16 protein-coding genes are annotated in these 16645 nt (G+C 38.6%); 3 read left to right on the top strand and 13 right to left on the bottom strand.

The window, feature by feature from the left end:
• From IPMB12_RS05635 to pgpB, 8 genes are all read right to left on the bottom strand, one after another.
• Entirely contained in the window at nucleotides 1-1272 is a 1272-nt protein-coding gene (locus IPMB12_RS05635; protein WP_166915773.1) for a sigma 54-interacting transcriptional regulator, read from the bottom strand.
• A gap of 16 nt (nucleotides 1273-1288) precedes the next feature.
• Nucleotides 1289-2305, bottom strand: coding sequence for a beta-N-acetylhexosaminidase (nagZ, locus tag IPMB12_RS05630; RefSeq protein WP_166915770.1), 1017 nt, complete (start codon nucleotides 2303-2305; stop codon nucleotides 1289-1291).
• Between the two features lie 28 nt (nucleotides 2306-2333).
• Nucleotides 2334-2915, bottom strand: coding sequence for a penicillin-binding protein activator LpoB (locus tag IPMB12_RS05625; protein WP_166915768.1), 582 nt, complete (start codon nucleotides 2913-2915; stop codon nucleotides 2334-2336).
• A gap of 22 nt (nucleotides 2916-2937) precedes the next feature.
• Nucleotides 2938-3285 carry a purine nucleoside phosphoramidase gene (gene hinT / locus IPMB12_RS05620; RefSeq protein ID WP_166915766.1) on the bottom strand — a complete coding sequence of 116 codons (348 nt, stop codon included), beginning with the start codon at nucleotides 3283-3285 and terminating at the stop codon, nucleotides 2938-2940.
• Nucleotides 3286-3362: 77 nt separating this feature from the next.
• Nucleotides 3363-4139 carry a YchF/TatD family DNA exonuclease gene (locus IPMB12_RS05615; RefSeq protein ID WP_166915764.1) on the bottom strand — a complete coding sequence of 259 codons (777 nt, stop codon included), beginning with the start codon at nucleotides 4137-4139 and terminating at the stop codon, nucleotides 3363-3365.
• 25 nt (nucleotides 4140-4164) lie between these two features.
• Entirely contained in the window at nucleotides 4165-5337 is a 1173-nt protein-coding gene (gene lapB, locus IPMB12_RS05610; protein ID WP_166915762.1) for a lipopolysaccharide assembly protein LapB, read from the bottom strand.
• Nucleotides 5338-5345: 8 nt separating this feature from the next.
• Nucleotides 5346-5669, bottom strand: coding sequence for a LapA family protein (locus tag IPMB12_RS05605; RefSeq protein WP_166915760.1), 324 nt, complete (start codon nucleotides 5667-5669; stop codon nucleotides 5346-5348).
• Between the two features lie 32 nt (nucleotides 5670-5701).
• Nucleotides 5702-6415: a phosphatidylglycerophosphatase B gene (gene pgpB / locus IPMB12_RS05600; RefSeq protein ID WP_166915758.1), complete on the bottom strand. Its 714-nt coding sequence runs from the start codon at nucleotides 6413-6415 to the stop codon at nucleotides 5702-5704.
• Between the two features lie 96 nt (nucleotides 6416-6511).
• Here pgpB and ribA point away from each other — a divergent pair, with 96 nt between their 5' ends.
• Nucleotides 6512-7117 (top strand): GTP cyclohydrolase II, encoded by a 606-nt coding sequence (gene ribA / locus IPMB12_RS05595; protein WP_166915756.1) that lies wholly within the window; start codon nucleotides 6512-6514, stop codon nucleotides 7115-7117.
• A 73-nt stretch (nucleotides 7118-7190) separates the two neighbouring features.
• Here the strand turns inward: ribA and IPMB12_RS05590 are convergent, their stop codons facing one another.
• The 5 genes from IPMB12_RS05590 to zipA all read right to left on the bottom strand — a co-directional run bounded on the left by IPMB12_RS05590 (nucleotide 7191) and on the right by zipA (nucleotide 11586).
• The gene (locus IPMB12_RS05590; RefSeq protein ID WP_166915754.1) at nucleotides 7191-7382 is read right to left on the bottom strand and encodes a 2-hydroxymuconate tautomerase; all 192 of its coding nucleotides are present in this window, start codon (nucleotides 7380-7382) and stop codon (nucleotides 7191-7193) included.
• Nucleotides 7383-7613: 231 nt separating this feature from the next.
• Nucleotides 7614-8102 (bottom strand): YcxB family protein, encoded by a 489-nt coding sequence (locus IPMB12_RS05585; protein WP_166915752.1) that lies wholly within the window; start codon nucleotides 8100-8102, stop codon nucleotides 7614-7616.
• Complete coding sequence (gene luxS / locus IPMB12_RS05580; protein ID WP_166915750.1) at nucleotides 8103-8621, bottom strand: S-ribosylhomocysteine lyase; 519 nt, start codon at nucleotides 8619-8621, stop codon at nucleotides 8103-8105.
• A gap of 18 nt (nucleotides 8622-8639) precedes the next feature.
• Nucleotides 8640-10691 carry an NAD-dependent DNA ligase LigA gene (ligA, locus tag IPMB12_RS05575; RefSeq protein ID WP_166915748.1) on the bottom strand — a complete coding sequence of 684 codons (2052 nt, stop codon included), beginning with the start codon at nucleotides 10689-10691 and terminating at the stop codon, nucleotides 8640-8642.
• 49 nt (nucleotides 10692-10740) lie between these two features.
• Nucleotides 10741-11586 (bottom strand): cell division protein ZipA, encoded by an 846-nt coding sequence (gene zipA, locus IPMB12_RS05570; RefSeq protein WP_166915746.1) that lies wholly within the window; start codon nucleotides 11584-11586, stop codon nucleotides 10741-10743.
• Nucleotides 11587-12101: 515 nt separating this feature from the next.
• On the opposite strand from zipA, the gene IPMB12_RS05565 reads away from it, so the two are divergent.
• Both IPMB12_RS05565 and IPMB12_RS05560 read left to right on the top strand, forming a co-directional pair.
• Nucleotides 12102-13310 carry an efflux RND transporter periplasmic adaptor subunit gene (locus IPMB12_RS05565; RefSeq protein ID WP_166915744.1) on the top strand — a complete coding sequence of 403 codons (1209 nt, stop codon included), beginning with the start codon at nucleotides 12102-12104 and terminating at the stop codon, nucleotides 13308-13310.
• Nucleotides 13311-13324: 14 nt separating this feature from the next.
• Nucleotides 13325-16540 (top strand): efflux RND transporter permease subunit, encoded by a 3216-nt coding sequence (locus IPMB12_RS05560; RefSeq protein WP_166915742.1) that lies wholly within the window; start codon nucleotides 13325-13327, stop codon nucleotides 16538-16540.
• Nucleotides 16541-16645 lie beyond the last annotated feature (105 nt).

Here is a 16645-nt window from a genome sequence, read left to right as displayed (position 1 = left end):
TTATTTACTAATTCCATAATCCCGCAGCTTATTTGCCACCGCAGTATGGGAAATACCTAAACGCTTAGATAACTTACGTGTACTTGGAAACTCTAAATACAGTTTAGCCAGAATAGTTTTTTCAAATTGTTTCACCATCTCATCAAGGCCCTGATCAGACAGAGTGTTGGCTAGTTCAAATAAATTCTGCCCGGAATTCATTAGCTCCGGTAAATGAATATCTTTTGCAGTCAGTTCCTTTTTATTCAACTGAGCCAGGGTTGAATAGAGTACATTTTTAAGCTGACGAACATTACCCGGCCATGGATATTTTAAGAGTAAAGTAGCAACATCCTCACCTATTTTTGGTGCTACAATCCCTTGTTTATTAGCAAACTCAGCCACAAAGAATTGTGTCAGTGGCATAATATCATCCTGACGCTCACGTAGTGCTGGAATATGCAGAGGTAAAACATTTAAACGATAATAGAGGTCTTCACGGAACAGACCTTGTTTAACCAGAGAAGATAAATCAGCTTTAGTCGCACAGATAACTCTGACATCGACTTTTACTTCGTTATCGTCACCAACTCGACGGAATGTCCCGTCATTAATAAATCGAAGTAATTTAGTCTGCATTCTTGATGACATTTCATCAATACCATCAAGAAGTACTGAGCCACCATTAGCCTGTTCAAAAAAACCTTTCTTCCCTTCTGTCACGCCAGGATACGCGCCCTGAGCATGGCCATAAAGTTCACTTTCAACCACTTCATCAGGTAATGCTGCACAATTAATGGCTAAGAAAATTTTATCACCACGAAAACTATAGTTATGACATGCTTGAGCTAAAACATCTTTACCCGTTCCGGTTTCACCAGAGATTAAAAGAGGCTCTTTTTGTCTGGAAAATGCTTTCGCCTGAGCAATCAGATTTTGCATTGCCTTACTTTTAGAGGCAAAGCAATCAAAACTATTTTCAATAGGTACACGGCTAATTGCCAGACGAGATTTAAGATAATTGATTGGTTGAACGACGAAAATGGTTCTTTCCGTTTCGACAAAGACTTGTAGAAAATAATTCTGACGATGAATAACAATTGTTGTGCTTTCTAAATCTTCCAGAGCAATATTTGCAGACAGACCAAAATACTGCCGATAGTTAAATTTAGCGGGTAATTTGTCAGAAAGATTTAATAGCTGGATTGCAGCTGGGTTGATCGCAAGTATAGAATCTTGTTTATCTATTTCAATAATGGCAACTGGAGAAAAGTGAGAGTCCGTTTGTGTCATGTTTTTTTATTCCCTATCACTGTTTGTAAGCAAGCCAACGCTCATTTAGACGTAACATTCTTTCATGGCGATGTTTCCATTCATCGCTTTGCAGTAACGCATTATAGTTGATTCTGTTGTGATGAAACAGTAGTTCTGGTTTATTTGTCTCAATTGGTGTTAAATTGTCCAAAACTTCAACCGCGCCTTCGCGGTTATTACAAACCAAAAGAACATCACAACCAGCATCTAGTGAGGCCTGAGCACGTGCTCCATATCCCCCCATAATGGCGGCTCCTTCCATTGAAAGGTCATCAGAAAAAACGACACCATTAAAATTTAACCTGTTCTTTAATACTGTTTTTAGCCAAAAAGAGGAACCACTGGCAGGTTTGTCATCAAATACAGGATAAATCACATGAGCCGGCATAATCGCATCTAATTTATGCCCGGCAATAAGATCGGCAAAGATTTGCATATCTTTCTCAATATCTTTTTTGTCACGACGATCAAAAGGTGTTTCTTTATGAGAGTCAGTAGTCACTGCACCATGCCCCGGAAAGTGTTTACCTGTCACTTTCATTCCTGCCGAATGCAAACCATCAATCATAGCTGTGACTACAGGTAAAGCGACTTTTATATCTTCATGAAATGAACGATCACCAATTGCCAGACACTGATAACCTAAGTCTAAAACCGGTGTAAAACTAATATCAATATCCAGTGCCGTCAGTTCAGAAGCAATCAACCATCCTGCGTCCTGAGCTAAACTTTTTGCTTCATCTAAAGTGTTAATCGCTGCAAATGAACGAGCAGTTGGAATAGGAGTAAAACCGGTGCGAAAACGCTGAACTCGACCACCTTCATGATCAACAGCAAGCAGTAAACGTTGTTTAGATGTTTTACGAATAGACTGAACTAAGGCAGAAAGTTGTTCAACGTCGTGAAAATTACGCGCGAAAAAGATGACACCGCCAACTAAAGGATGTTGCAGAATCTCACGCTCTTCTGCGTCAATTTCATATCCTTTTACATCTAACATTACTGGTCCCATCTGCATATTACCTTATTTATGTTATCTATCAATTATTATTGGAGAGTTCATCGGAAGAAAAGTCCCAGATGATTTCGCCTGTCTGGGCAGAAATAAGCTCTAAAGCGACATTAGCCTGGATGTCAGGTGACTTAGGTAGTGAATTAATCGTAGTGAATAAAACATAATTAGCATTAACGTATCTTGCCAGTCCAACAACTTTTGTTCTTGAAACTAAGACATCATCAGAAGAGATACCTAATGCCTGTTTACCAGCATTAACAAAAGATTTATCCAGAACGACATAGAGATCTTGCTCTCTAAGTAAAGAAGCTAAAGCATCACTGACGTTATTACCGGCAAGATAATCCCCGGTATTATTTTTAATATCACTAACAAGGAGTAGATTATTGGCATCAGGCTGAGTGGTTTGGATGAGTTCAGCAACCAGTGGTGCCAGAATAGTTTTCCAGTCAGTGGTGACTATTTTAGGTGGCTGCTCAATGCCTGTTTCAGGTTGTTTTACTTCTTCAACAGATTTGATCGGTGCTGTTGACTGAGTCAAGTGACACCCGGTCAACAGCAACATCAAACCAATCACTAAAACATAACCGAATCGCTTTTTCATCATCTCTACACTTATTGGGGTAAAACTACTCAACTAATCGGCCTAAGTTACGACCACCGACTAAATGCATATGGATATGAAACACGACTTGTCCGGCATCTTTATTACAATTCATAATTAAGCGGTAACCACTTTCATCAATCCCTTCCTGCTTAGCGATTTTAGCCGCTACTGTGATCATATGACCCAATGTAGCTTCATCGGCTTCAGTCACATCATTGACAGTTGGGATTAATTTATTAGGAATAATTAAAATATGCGTAGGTGCCTGAGGAGCGATATCTCTAAATGCAGTTACACGATCATCCTGAAACACAATATCAGCTGGAATTTCACGTCGAATAATTTTACTAAAAATTGTTTCTTCTGCCATGGGATAATTCCTTAACAAGTTGGATTTAGGTAATGTGTTATATACTACTATAAATAACCTGACTATAAATCATTTAACTACCGATTATCGAATTTAACATTAAACAATTGGCTAAAATTATCGGTTGTCTGCGATGCCAGCTCAACTACTGATACGTTTTTCAATACAGCTAAATATTCTGCTACCGCTCTGACATATGCAGGGTGGTTTTCTTTGCCGCGATAAGGAACCGGAGCTAAATAAGGAGAATCTGTTTCAATCAACATACGATCTAAAGGCACATAACGAGCAACTTCTCTTAGGCGTTCAGCATTACGGAACGTCACAATACCCGAAAAAGAGATATACAAACCAAGATCCAGCAATTTTTTAGCCATATCTAAATCTTCAGTAAAACAGTGCAAAACACCTGAGCTAATATTCTCTTCTTTAATAATAGCCAGCGTATCATCTTTGGCTTCTCGCGTATGAATAATAACTGGTTTATTCAGTTCACGACCAAGGCGGATATGTTCTCTGAAAACTTCTTGTTGTGTCGCCATATTATCTTTCTGATAATAATAATCCAGACCAGTTTCACCAAGACCAACCACCACAGATTCTGCTGCCAGTTGTTTAAACAAAGCTAAATTAAAAGGTTCATCATCCAGGTTTAAGGGATGAACACCACAGGATAAGGCGATATTTTGATAAGGCGCTAACCAGGCCTTTAAATGCTGATAGCCTGATAAAGTAGTTGCTACTGACAAACAAAAATTAACTTCTTGTTGCTTTGCTTCATCAATAATTTGGCTAATATTAGTTTGGCTATAATCAAGCCCGTCTAAATGGCAATGTGAATCTACCAAAAACATAAATAATCTCTTTAACTTAATTTAATCAGGATGGTTGTTCAAAATCACGAATTGGTTTAATTGTTTCCCACGAACGACACGCAGGACATAACCAATAAATTGAGTTCACGGTAAACCCACAGCGCTGGCAACGGTAATTAGGAATCGCCTTAATTTGCTCACCAACCATATTACGAAGTAATAATAAACTTTCACGAGCACGCCCTTCCTCCGCATCTGCTAAATGATAATCCATCAGACGATAGAAACCGCGCAAGTTAGGATGTTTAATTAACTCTCGATAAATATAATATTGTGCAGCATCACGGCCATTTTGCTGTTCAATAATATCAGCCAACATTAGCTCAGCGACATTCCCAGAATCAGCATCAACGCAGCGCTTCAAAAAGTGTTTAAACTCTTCCATCTGTCCTAGCTGTTCATAACACTCTTTTAAAAATTCTAACCCCTCACCAACATATTCTTTATCTTGATCTAAAATCTGTGTGAGATGATAAATAGCTTTATCGTAGCGTTTCTCTGCCATCCATACGCGACCAAACATCAAAGATGTTCTGGCGCAGTTTTTATCAGCCAATATTGATTTTTGCAAATAAATCAAAGACTTAGAGTAATCCTCTACTGCGATCGTGAGTGCCGCTAATTCACAATAGAACTGAGCAATCTGCTGATTATATTCAGGTTTTCCTAATTTAACTAATCTGGACGCTGCAACTATCGCTTTATTCCATTCACTGGTTGCCTGATAGATAATAATAAGTTGTTGCAGTGCACCTTGTTGAAACTCTTCTTCATCTACGAGCTGAGTAAACATCTCTTCAGCACGATCATAAAAGCCAGCCGCCATATAATCACGGCCTAGCTGCTGAATAGCTAAAAGACGTTGTTCAAAAGTAAGTGAAGCGCTTTCCATCAAAGCCTGATGAATACGAATAGCTCTATCAACCTCACCCCGAGAACGGAATAAGTTACCTAAAGTCAGATGAGCTTCCAGCGTACCGGAATCATCTTTGAGCATATCTAAAAAGAGATCGACGGCTTTATCTTTCTGATTAGAAAGTAAAAAGTTGACTCCATCGACATATTCGCGTGATAGTCGATTGGACTCATCCTTATAGCGCTGGCTTGCATTTCTGCTACCCATATACCAACCATAACCGGCAGCAATAGGAAGTAACAGAAATAACAGTTCAAACATAATTCAATCTACTGTTGAGGTAAAGTCGGGACAGATGAAGTTAATTGTGTTTTACGGTGGCTTGCCACTTCATCATCATACTGTTTTTGGATCTTTTTCAATCTACGTTGCACGGCAGTTAATTTGATGCGGACTCGCAAATAAAATACTGCAGTGATCAACCAGCCAAGTACAAAACCGGTACCAAGTACAATCGCCAGTAATGTAGATAATCTAAACTCAGACTGAGCAATTAAATAGTTAAATGTTACTGTCTGATCATTATTGGCACCAAGGGTGATTGCCGCTGCAAAAAGTACGATGATAAATAAGAATAATATGACGAATTTCATTATATTCGTTCCTTGTGATAAATCGATTTACGCTATTCTACTATATGCCACTTCTTAGCACAAAAATAACATGCTATAGCAATTAACCAGGATAAGATAGCACCTAAAATTAAATCTATGGGATGGTGCATTCCAAGTGCCAGACGACTAATTTCAATCACTATTGCCCAGGCAATAATGATAGAAACTGAAATATGATGCCGGCGGAAGCCCAGCAATACTAAAGCTAAAAATGCCCATGTTGTCGCAAACATGGTATGCCCTGACGGAAATGAATAACCTGTTTCATTTTGCCAGTGCTCAACCAGCCAGTCCGGAATTTCATTTAAATGAGCAATATGTTCTTCAATTAACTCTTCGCGCTCAACTCTTGGTAGTGAATAAAAATAATCATCATCTACTTCATGTTCTTTTTCCATCCAAAGTACAAAAGGACGCGACTCTCCGGCATAATTTTTAATAGCAGACTTGACACCCTGTCCAACTAAAACAGCTGCAACGAGTAATACCCAAACCTGAAATATCTGTTTTTTAATTTTTAATTTTAACAGTACACAAAAAAGTACAAAGAAAAATACACAAGTCAGAGTACCCCAAGGCGCACCTGCACTTTCAGTGATCCAAAACAGATATTCAGAAAAATTATTTAATGAATTTGGATCCCAATCCCAATTTAAGCAAAGTGCCACAATCGGCGTAACTAAAAAAATAGCTAAAACTATTATTGTTTTTTTTATAACTGTCACTATTATTCTATCCTAAGTCAATGCGATAAATTTTGCGTTTGATCATTTTATCATATAATAGACAAATGGAAGTATTTTTAGTTCAGAGAGGAAAACATGAAGTTAAAGCGAGTTGCACAGGCCAAATTGCCAACACCTTGGGGTGAATTTTTAATGGTAGGGTTTCAGGAGCTGGCAACAGGAAAAGATCATGTCGCTTTAGTGTTTGGTGATATATCAGAAGACAAACCCATTCTTACCCGCGTACATTCAGAATGTTTAACCGGCGATGCACTTTTTAGTTTACGCTGCGATTGTGGTTTTCAGTTAAAAGCATCACTGGAGCAAATTGCCAAAAACGGACAAGGCATTTTACTTTATCATCGTCAGGAAGGTCGAAATATTGGCTTATTAAATAAAATTCGGGCCTATGCACTGCAAGACACAGGACTAGATACCGTTGAAGCGAACCATCAATTAGGTTTTGCTGCTGATGAGCGTGATTTTACAATATGTGCAGATATGCTGGAGTTATTGAACGTGAAACAAATTCGTTTATTAACCAATAACCCGGAAAAAATCAGAGTATTAACCGAAGCTGGTATTAAGATAACAGAACGTATTCCACTGGAAGTTGGTGAAAACCCATCTAATGAGCATTATCTGGAAACTAAAGTGTTGAAAATGGGGCATTTACTCCACTTACATCCAACGGGTAAATAACCAAAATCTAAAATAGCCATTAATATGGCTATTTATTTCACACCGTCAATTAATATTTAAATTAATCAATTAATTATCTTTCCTCATCACAAACAAGTACACCACCGTTTGCGACATCTTCTTTCGAAATTTCGTTCAGCTCAATATGAACATGATCACGCGTACAGTGAATAGTATCAACCAAAGCATCAGTCACACGTTTTACCATTTCTCTTTTTTGATCTAAAGTACGGCCTTTTAAAAAGTTAATCGTTACTGTTGGCATCTTCTTTCTCCAGAATATAAATATCATGTGCATTGATGATAAATAATTCTTATGAATTTATCGCTCATCAATACTCAATCACCTATTGATTGAAAGGTTAATATAATATGCAGTTTCATCTTTGCAAGAGCTTTATCTTTTTTATTTAAATAATGTGATACTTGTTAAAAAACAAAGAGTAAAAATTCTATAGGTGAAACATTTATCAGAGATAATAAAGAAAAAGCCAACCTATTTAGATTGGCTAAAACGTGATTGTAAGTGATCAGTAATCACAGAGGGTTCATAGCCGTCTGCAACAATAAATGATTTTGGAATGGTAAAGAACAGTTTGGGCATAGTATAAATTCGAATATATTTATCGTCTTCTTGCCATTTTAAAATGATATCCCAGGTTAACATGAACGTAGAATGTGCAGATGTCATCGCAAATCCATCATTTGTTGGTTCAATAGTAAAAACATCTTTCATTCCCGGATACTTTTTATAATCTCTACGCGCCACCCAAGGGTAAATAACTTCTCTAATGATAAAACTCACTAACACCATCGCTAAAAGAGCCCCAGCCAAAGGGTACATGAACCCTTCTCCCCAAACAATAAGTAATAATGCGACAACAGTAATAGCACCATACATAATTTTATGTTTTGATGTTAAGCGAAAATGCTGCTTTATAGAACCAACATAATCACTCTCTGAAATTCTATAAGTTATTTTCATCTATTTTGTTGCCAGTTTAGCCAATTGTTCATCAGTTAATTCAATATCTTTATTTAAACAAACACTTACTGAACTATTAATAATATTTTGGGCAATTTGTTTCGCGTCAGATAATGAGTGCATGGTATAAGTGCCGCATTGATACTCGTTCAGCTCCGGAATTTCTGCCTGAGACTGTACATTTAAAATATCATGCATGGCTGCCAGCCAGGATTTTGCGACTAACTCTTCTTTAGGTGTACCAATCAGGCTCATATAAAATCCAGTACGACATCCCATCGGTGAAATATCAATAATCTCCACCTGATCACTATTTAAATGATCACGCATAAAACCTGCAAACAGATGTTCCAGCGTATGAATACCTTTTTCAGACAAGATGCCTTTATTTGGCTGTGTAAAACGGAGATCAAATACAGTAATCGCATCACCTTTTGGTGTTTGCATCGTTTTAGCAACACGTACAAATGGGGCTTTCATTTTAGTATGATCAACTTTAAAACTGTCGAGTAATGGCATAATCTTGCCTCTTATTGGTTAATTTTGTTCAGCTTCAGCAAATAACTGTACCATACTTGCTTCATCAATAACTTTAATGCCCAGCTCTTCTGCTTTGGTCAATTTAGAGCCGGCAGAAGCACCTGCAATAACTAAATCCGTATTTTTAGATACACTACCCGTCACCTTAGCACCAAAACGTTTTAACTTAGCTTTGGCTTCATCACGAGTCATCTCGGTCAACGTTCCGGTTAAGACAATCACCTTGTCTTTAAATACACTGTTATGCACAATTTGATTCGTGGTTGATGGTGCCGGCCAGTGAATCCCGATCTCATCACTAATGAGTTGAGCAATAACCGACTGATTATGTGGTTCTTGCAAAAAGTTTTGAATACTTTCTGCCACAATTTTACCCACATCAGTCACCGTGCTGAGTTGCTCAATATTAGAACTCGCAATCGCCTCTAAAGAGCCCAGCTCGTTTGCCAGATTTTCCGCCAGCACTTCCCCTACATTAGGAATACCCAGTGCATAAATAAAACGATTTAGTGTCGTGCTTTTAGAGTTTGCCAGTGACTCAAGTAAGTTATTCGCTAACTTCTCACCCACTTTATCTAAAGTACAAAGCTCACGAATATTTAGACGATATAAATCTGCCGGATTAGAGACGTATTCTTTATCCACCAACTGTTCGATAATTCGATCACCAAGTCCTTCAACATCCAGCGCTTTACGTGAGACAAAATGTTTTAGCGCTTCTTTACGCTGTGCCGGGCAAATTAAACCACCAGAACAACGAGAAATAGCCTGATCGTCATCACGTACAATCAGTGAGTGGCAAACCGGACAATGGGTAGGAAACACAATCTCTTTAGTATCAGCAGGTCTTTTTTCCAGTACTACAGAGACAACTTTCGGGATGACGTCACCCGCACGGCGAATAATCACAAAGTCCCCTTCACGAATATTTAGGCGTTCAATTTCATCACTGTTATGTAAAGTCGCATTACTCACCACAACACCAGCAACCTGAACCGGAACTAAACGTGCAACAGGAGTAATAGCACCGGTGCGCCCAACCTGGAAATCAACTTGTTTTAATTGGGTAATTTGTTCCTGAGCCGGAAATTTAAATGCAGTTGCCCAGCGAGGTGCGCGTGCAACATAACCAAGCCTATCTTGCAGAGCAATATCATTGACCTTAATAACTACGCCATCGATATCAAAACCCAGTGACATACGCTTATTTTCAATTTCATGATAATAGCTAAGTACTTCTTCGGGTGTTTTACAGATACGCACTAAATCACTGACAGGAATACCCCATGATTTAAATAACATCAACCTGTCATAATGAGTCTTAGGCAGTGTTGTTTCATCAACGATACCCACACCATAACAGAAGAAAGTTAACGGGCGTTTATTGGTAATACTTGGATCAAGCTGGCGTAAAGACCCGGCCGCAGCATTACGAGGATTAGCAAAAACCTTTTCACCATTTTTTTCAGCTTGTTGATTGAGTTTTTCAAATCCTTTGTGAGTCATATAGACTTCACCGCGAATTTCAATACGAGGAGGAATATTCTCTCCTTCCAGACGTAATGGAATCGCTTTAATAGTTCGGACATTACTGGTGATATCCTCACCGGTTGTACCATCACCACGTGTTGCTGCCTGAATCAGTTCACCATTTTCATATAGTAAACTAACCGCTAAGCCGTCTAGTTTTAATTCACAACAAAAATCAATCTGATCCGAGTCAGTAAAATCTAAGCGATCAGTGATACGTTTATAAAAGGCTAAAAAACCAGCCTCTTCAAACACATTATCCAGTGAAAGCATTGGTTTTTCATGTTTAACTGTACCAAGTTCACTCAGCGGTGTTGCACCGACACGTTGAGTCGGAGAATCTGCGGTAATGAGTTCCGGATATTGCTGCTCAAGCGCAATTAATTGTTGCATGAGCTTATCGTATTCAACATCAGGAATTTCCGGATTATCCAGAACATGGTATTGGTATTCATGATGGCGGAGTTGTTTACGTAAGTCTTTTAGTTGCTGTAAAGTAGCAAGAGAAGGAGAAGTCACAGCATTACCTTAAATATAAAATCATTAATCAGGAGTAAAATGGGCTAACTTAGCCCATAACATGTTTAATTCTTTCTTTATAGCTATCGATTTTTTGTGGTGTAATCATATGATGCTCATCATCCTGAACCATACCATCTACATCATCGGCAATACGTTGCGCAGCCTGTAACATCATTTTGAAATTTTGTTGCCCATCACCAAATGATGGTAACATCATAAATAACGAGATACCCGGTGTAACCATATCATGCATGGTTTCCGGATCTAAATAACCCGGCTTAACCATATTCGCTAAACTAAATAATACCGGGCCATTGCCCGCCGGATCGACATGACGGTGAAAAATCTGCATATCACCAAACTGAAAACCTGATTGTAAAATACTGTTTAACAGATCATTACCGTTTAGCATTGCGCCATTAAGTCCTGTTACATGTAATACTAAGACATCATTTTTAACTGTTTTGACGGGTTCAGAAGCTGCCTGCACAGGTTCCTCTTTTGTCACTTCTTGAGTCGTTATCTGAACAGCTGGTTCTTCATTGTCATCTTCTTCCTGAATATTAGAAAATAAATCACACTGAACAGGAGAGATAACGTATTCTTTATCTGCATCTTTTGGCTTAATCTCTTGAGGAGTTTCATCGGGTGTTGCAGTCAACGCTTTTTCAACGAAGTCCGATGCACGCCTGACTCTGACCTCTCCAATATCATCAGCATCGTCATAAGTTTTGGCTTCCCAGGATAATCCTGAATCTTTAATACCGTTTTTCTTATTTTTATTATTAAAAATTGTCGAACGCTCTTTCTTATTAATCCAAAAACCATGAATCACTAATGCAATAATAGCCAGCGACGCAACAATAATCAGGATTAAGCGTAAATTATCCATAACTCTAATCTCAACAAATTAAGTGAATATTCTTCAAAGTAACCAAATCATCAATAAATGATTATAGTTACTACTTGTATTATCTTGGTAATGCTAAGTATTTTACTGTATTTCCAGACCTAACAACAAATACTTAATTCAAATACGCTCTACATTATGTACCATCAAATGTCGTCTGGCAAAATATGTTTGATTTATCTGAAGTATTAGTGTGATAGAAAAAACGAATAATTTTAGACATTTGTGTCATGCTATTATAGTAATAAAGTAACTCTCATTTTAGAAAAAATAGATTAAAATCATTTTGTTAGTTAAGACATTACTCTTTAGCACACTTCATAAGACTCTATTTTTTAGAACTCTGTGCTATACAGCGTTGTTTTACATACACTCTTAATCTGTTTTTTGTTAGAATCTCCCATTACTTGAAAATCGTTTTATGATAAATTTGTCTAAAGTTTAGCAATTAACTGGATAAATAATGTCCAGAATTACTTTCCGAGGTGTATTGATATATGAAATTAACAAAAGTACTGTCTCCTGTTACTGTTGCCTTAATGCTTGCTGGAGGCCTCATATTAACAGGTTGTGAAAAAAAGGATGACCAAAGTCAGGGAAGCCAAACACCTTCGGTAAAAGTCGACGTATTTAAAGTTGAACCTGTTACTTATACAGTAAAAACAACTTTACCTGGTCGTGTAATCGCTTCCCAAATTGCTGAAATTCGCCCTCAGGTCAGTGGTATTATTCTTAAAAGAGAATTTGAAGAAAGCTCTGATGTCACAGCAGGACAATCTTTATACCAAATCGACCCGGCAATTTATCAGGCAAGTTATGAAAGTGCACAAGCAACTCTTGCTAGTGCTAAAGCAGATGCAAGTCTTGCTCAGGTAACATTAAAACGTTATGAAGGTTTGTTAAAAACTAAATCTATCAGCCAACAAGATTACGATAAAGCTGCAGCTGCGGCTAAACAAGCTGATGCACAAGTAATGGTTGCACAAGCTGCCGTTAATACCGCCAAAGTAAATCTTGAATATACCAGAGTGAACTCGCCTATTGATGGATATATTGGTAAATCAAGTGTCACTGAAGGTGCATTAGTTTCAACTGCTCAGGCAACTCCACTGGCATCTGTACAACAACTTGATCCTATCTATATTGATATGACTCAGTCTGTTATCAAATATGAGCAAGATGAAGAAAACAGCAAAACACTGTTTAATTCAGCTGATAATACAACAAGCGTGTCATTAACTTTTAACGATGGTCGGGTATATCCATACCAAGGTTATATCAAGTTCTCAGATCGTACAGTAGATGAAACCACTGGTACTGTTACTATCCGCGCAGAATTTAAAAATCCAGATAGACAACTACTACCTGGAATGTTTGTTAAACCTCAAATTACTTTAGGTACTATTGATAACGCTGTGCTTGTTCCACAAAAAGGAATTACCAGTGACGTTCAGGGCAACTACACAGCAAAAGTTGTCGGCGCCAATGGTATGGTTGAATCACGTAACAATGTTCAGGTCTACGGTGGTATTAAAAACTACTGGATTGTGACTGGTGGCATTAATGTTGGTGATCAGGTGATCGTATCAAATCTATTGAACCTTAGTGCGATGGCTCCTAATGCTCAAGTTAAAGCTGAAGTAGTAAGCACAACATCAATCACTCAACAACAAGTTGATGACATGATCAATAGTAATACCAAGTAGGAGTTTTTTGAAATATGGCTAAGTTTTTTATCGATCGCCCTGTTTTTGCTTGGGTAATTGCTATTATGATGATGCTCGGGGGTGCGCTGGCTATTAAGCTGCTGCCAATCGAGCAATATCCAGATATAGCACCACCAGCAGTAACAGTAACTGCGGTATATCCGGGTGCGGATGCCGAAACCATTGAAAATACAGTAACACAGCTAATTGAGCAAAACTTAACTGGTATTGATAACTTAATTTATATGAAATCATCCAGTAGTTCTGCAGGTTTAGTACAAACCACCCTAACCTTTGCCCCAGGTACAAACCCGGACGTTGCTCAGGTACAGGTGTTAAATAAAGTTGAAGGGATTAAATCGCGTTTACCTGAAAGTGTTCAAAAAAACGGTGTATCAGTTGCTAAGAATAACAATAACTTCTTAAAAGTTGTGGCATTCTACTCAACTAACCCGGAAAAAACACAAGCAGATATCGCAGACTTTATTTACTCAACAGTACAAGACCCGGTTCGTCGTGTGCAAGGTGTAGGTGATACTCAATTATTCGGTTCTGAATATGCGATGCGTATCTGGTTAGATCCACATAAGTTAACCTATTACAAATTATCTACTTCTGAAATTACAGCTGCAATACAAGCACAAAACGCGCAGGTAACTGCGGGTCAGCTTGGTGCCTACCCTGCAACTGAAGGTCAGGAGTTAAATGCGACAATCACTGCTCAGTCTCGTTTAAAAACAGCTGAAGAGTTCCAAAACATTCTTGTTCGTGTAAATCAGGATGGTTCTAAAGTTTTACTACAAGATGTTGCTAAAGTAGAACTTGGTGCAGAAGGTTATGGATTCGTATCTCGCTTTAATGGTTATACCTCATCAGGTCTTGGTATTTACCTTGCCACAGGTGCTAACCAGTTAGAGACATCGACGGCTGTTGATAAGAAAATCGAAGAATTATCTGCGATTTTCCCTGACGATATCCGTTATAAATTCCCTTATGACACAACGCCATTCGTTACATTATCAATTGAGAACGTAGTACAAACACTATTTGAAGCAATTATCCTTGTTGTTTTAGTTATGTACGTGTTCTTACAGAACTTCCGTTCAACATTGATACCAACGATTACGGTTCCGGTTGTATTACTGGGTACTTTCGCAGTTCTTTATATTTGTGGATTTACCATTAATACTCTTTCCATGTTCGCCATGGTTCTGGCCATCGGGCTTCTGGTGGATGACGCCATCGTTGTTATCGAGAACGTGGAGCGGATCATGCATGAGGAAGGACTTCCTCCTCGTGAAGCGACCATTAAATCGATGGAACAGATCACTTCTGCATTAGTCGGTATTGCGGTCGTCTTATCTGCAGTATTCGTACCGATGGCATTCTATGGTGGTGCGGCTGGTGGTATTTATCGTCAGTTCTCAATCTCAATCGTAACGGCGATGACCTTATCAGTTGTGATCGCGATTGTGTTAACACCAGCATTATGTGCGACAATTTTAAAAGCTCCATCGAAATTTACCACTAAACCAAAACAAACTGCATTTGAGAAACTTGCTACCGTTCCACCATTTACCTGGCTTGGGAAAGCGAAAAAAGGCTTCTTTAACTGGTTTAACCGTACCTTTGATCGTAGTGTAAAAGTCTATGAAAAAGGTGTAATTAAAGTTATTAAACATCCAATTATTAGCTTTGGTGCGTACTTACTTATCTGCTTTGCGTTGATTTTTGGTTTCAACCGTCTACCTACCGGCTTCTTACCGGCAGAGGATCAGGGTGTACTCATTTTGATGGCAGAGTTACCGCCAGGTTCAACCTTATCACAAACTCAGGATGTGCTAAACAGAGCTTCTGACTACTTCCGTGAAAACGAAAAAGATGCGATTGAAGAGATATTTACCGTTGCTGGCTTTGGTATGGGTGGTCGTGGTCAAAACATGGCACTAGGCTTTATCAAGTTAAAAGACTGGAATGAGCGCCCGGGTTCAGATATGAAAGTGGATGCAATTGTGGGTCGAGCTAACGGATTCTTATCTTCAATCCGTGAAGGCCGTATCTTTGCAACAAATATCCCTTCTGTACCATCACTTGGTATGGCAAACGGCTTCTCCTTTATGCTAAAAGATGCCGGTGGTAAAGGACATGCTGAATTAATGACAGCTTTCTACCAAATGTTAGGTATGGCGGCACAAAATCCAAACTTAATGCAGGTTCGCCCATCTGGTATGCTTGATGTTCCACAATACAAAATTAATGTGGACTTCGAAACAGCCCAGGCTTTAGGTGTCTCTTTAAGTTCTATTAACTCAACGTTATCAACGGCACTTGGTTCATCTTATATCGATGACTTCGTGTATAACAACCGGGTTAAAAAAGTATACGTACAGGCTGACGCTCCTTATCGTATGTTACCAGATGACTTTAGCTTCTGGCATGTTAAGAACAGTCAGGGTGAAATGGTGCCATTTGATTCATTTGCAACAACATCTAAAACCTTTGGTTCACCATCATTGGTTCGTTACGACGGTGTATCGGCAATGGGGATCAGTGGTTCAGCCGTTCCGGGACAAAGCTCTGGTCAGGCAATGGCAATCATGGAACAGTTAACCAAAAATCTTCCTACTGGTTTCTCATTTGACTGGACAGATATCTCTTATCAGGAACGTCAAACAGGTTCACAAACGACAACGTTATATATTATCTCATTGATCGTGGTGTTCTTGTCACTGGCAGCACTATATGAGAGCTGGAGTATTCCAATTTCGGTACTGTTTGTTATCCCACTAGGTATCTTTGGTACAGTTTATGCAACCATGTTTGCAAGTCTGGAAAACGATATCTACTTTATCGTAGGTCTCTTGACGACGATGGGGCTCGCCGCGAAGAATGCGATATTAATCGTAGAATTTGCTAAAGATGCCCTTGAGAAAGAAGGTAAAACATTAATTGATGCAACACTTGAAGCATGTCGTTTACGTCTGCGTCCAATTCTGATGACATCATTTGCCTTTATTCTTGGGGTGTTACCGCTAGCATTAAGTAGTGGTGCAGGTTCTGCCAGCCAAAATGCGGTAGGTACAGGTGTAATCGGTGGTATGTTAACGGCGACGTTCCTTGCTATCTACTTTGTACCGTTATTCTTCGTGTTTGTAACTAAAGTATTTACTAAACACAAACACAGAGCTGTGATGTCAAAACCATCAAAAACAACTCCGGTAGCTGAATAATACAGCAAAAGAAGTTAGTTTATAGCTAGTCAAATCCCGCTCAGTGATTCTCACTCAGCGGGATTTTTTTATCCTGATTAACATCGACATTCTTCTCAATCAACG

It is taken from the genome of Zophobihabitans entericus (genome assembly GCF_011745665.1).
Taxonomy (GTDB): domain Bacteria; phylum Pseudomonadota; class Gammaproteobacteria; order Enterobacterales; family Orbaceae; genus Zophobihabitans; species Zophobihabitans entericus.
This window is presented reverse-complemented; position numbering and strand designations above follow the sequence as displayed.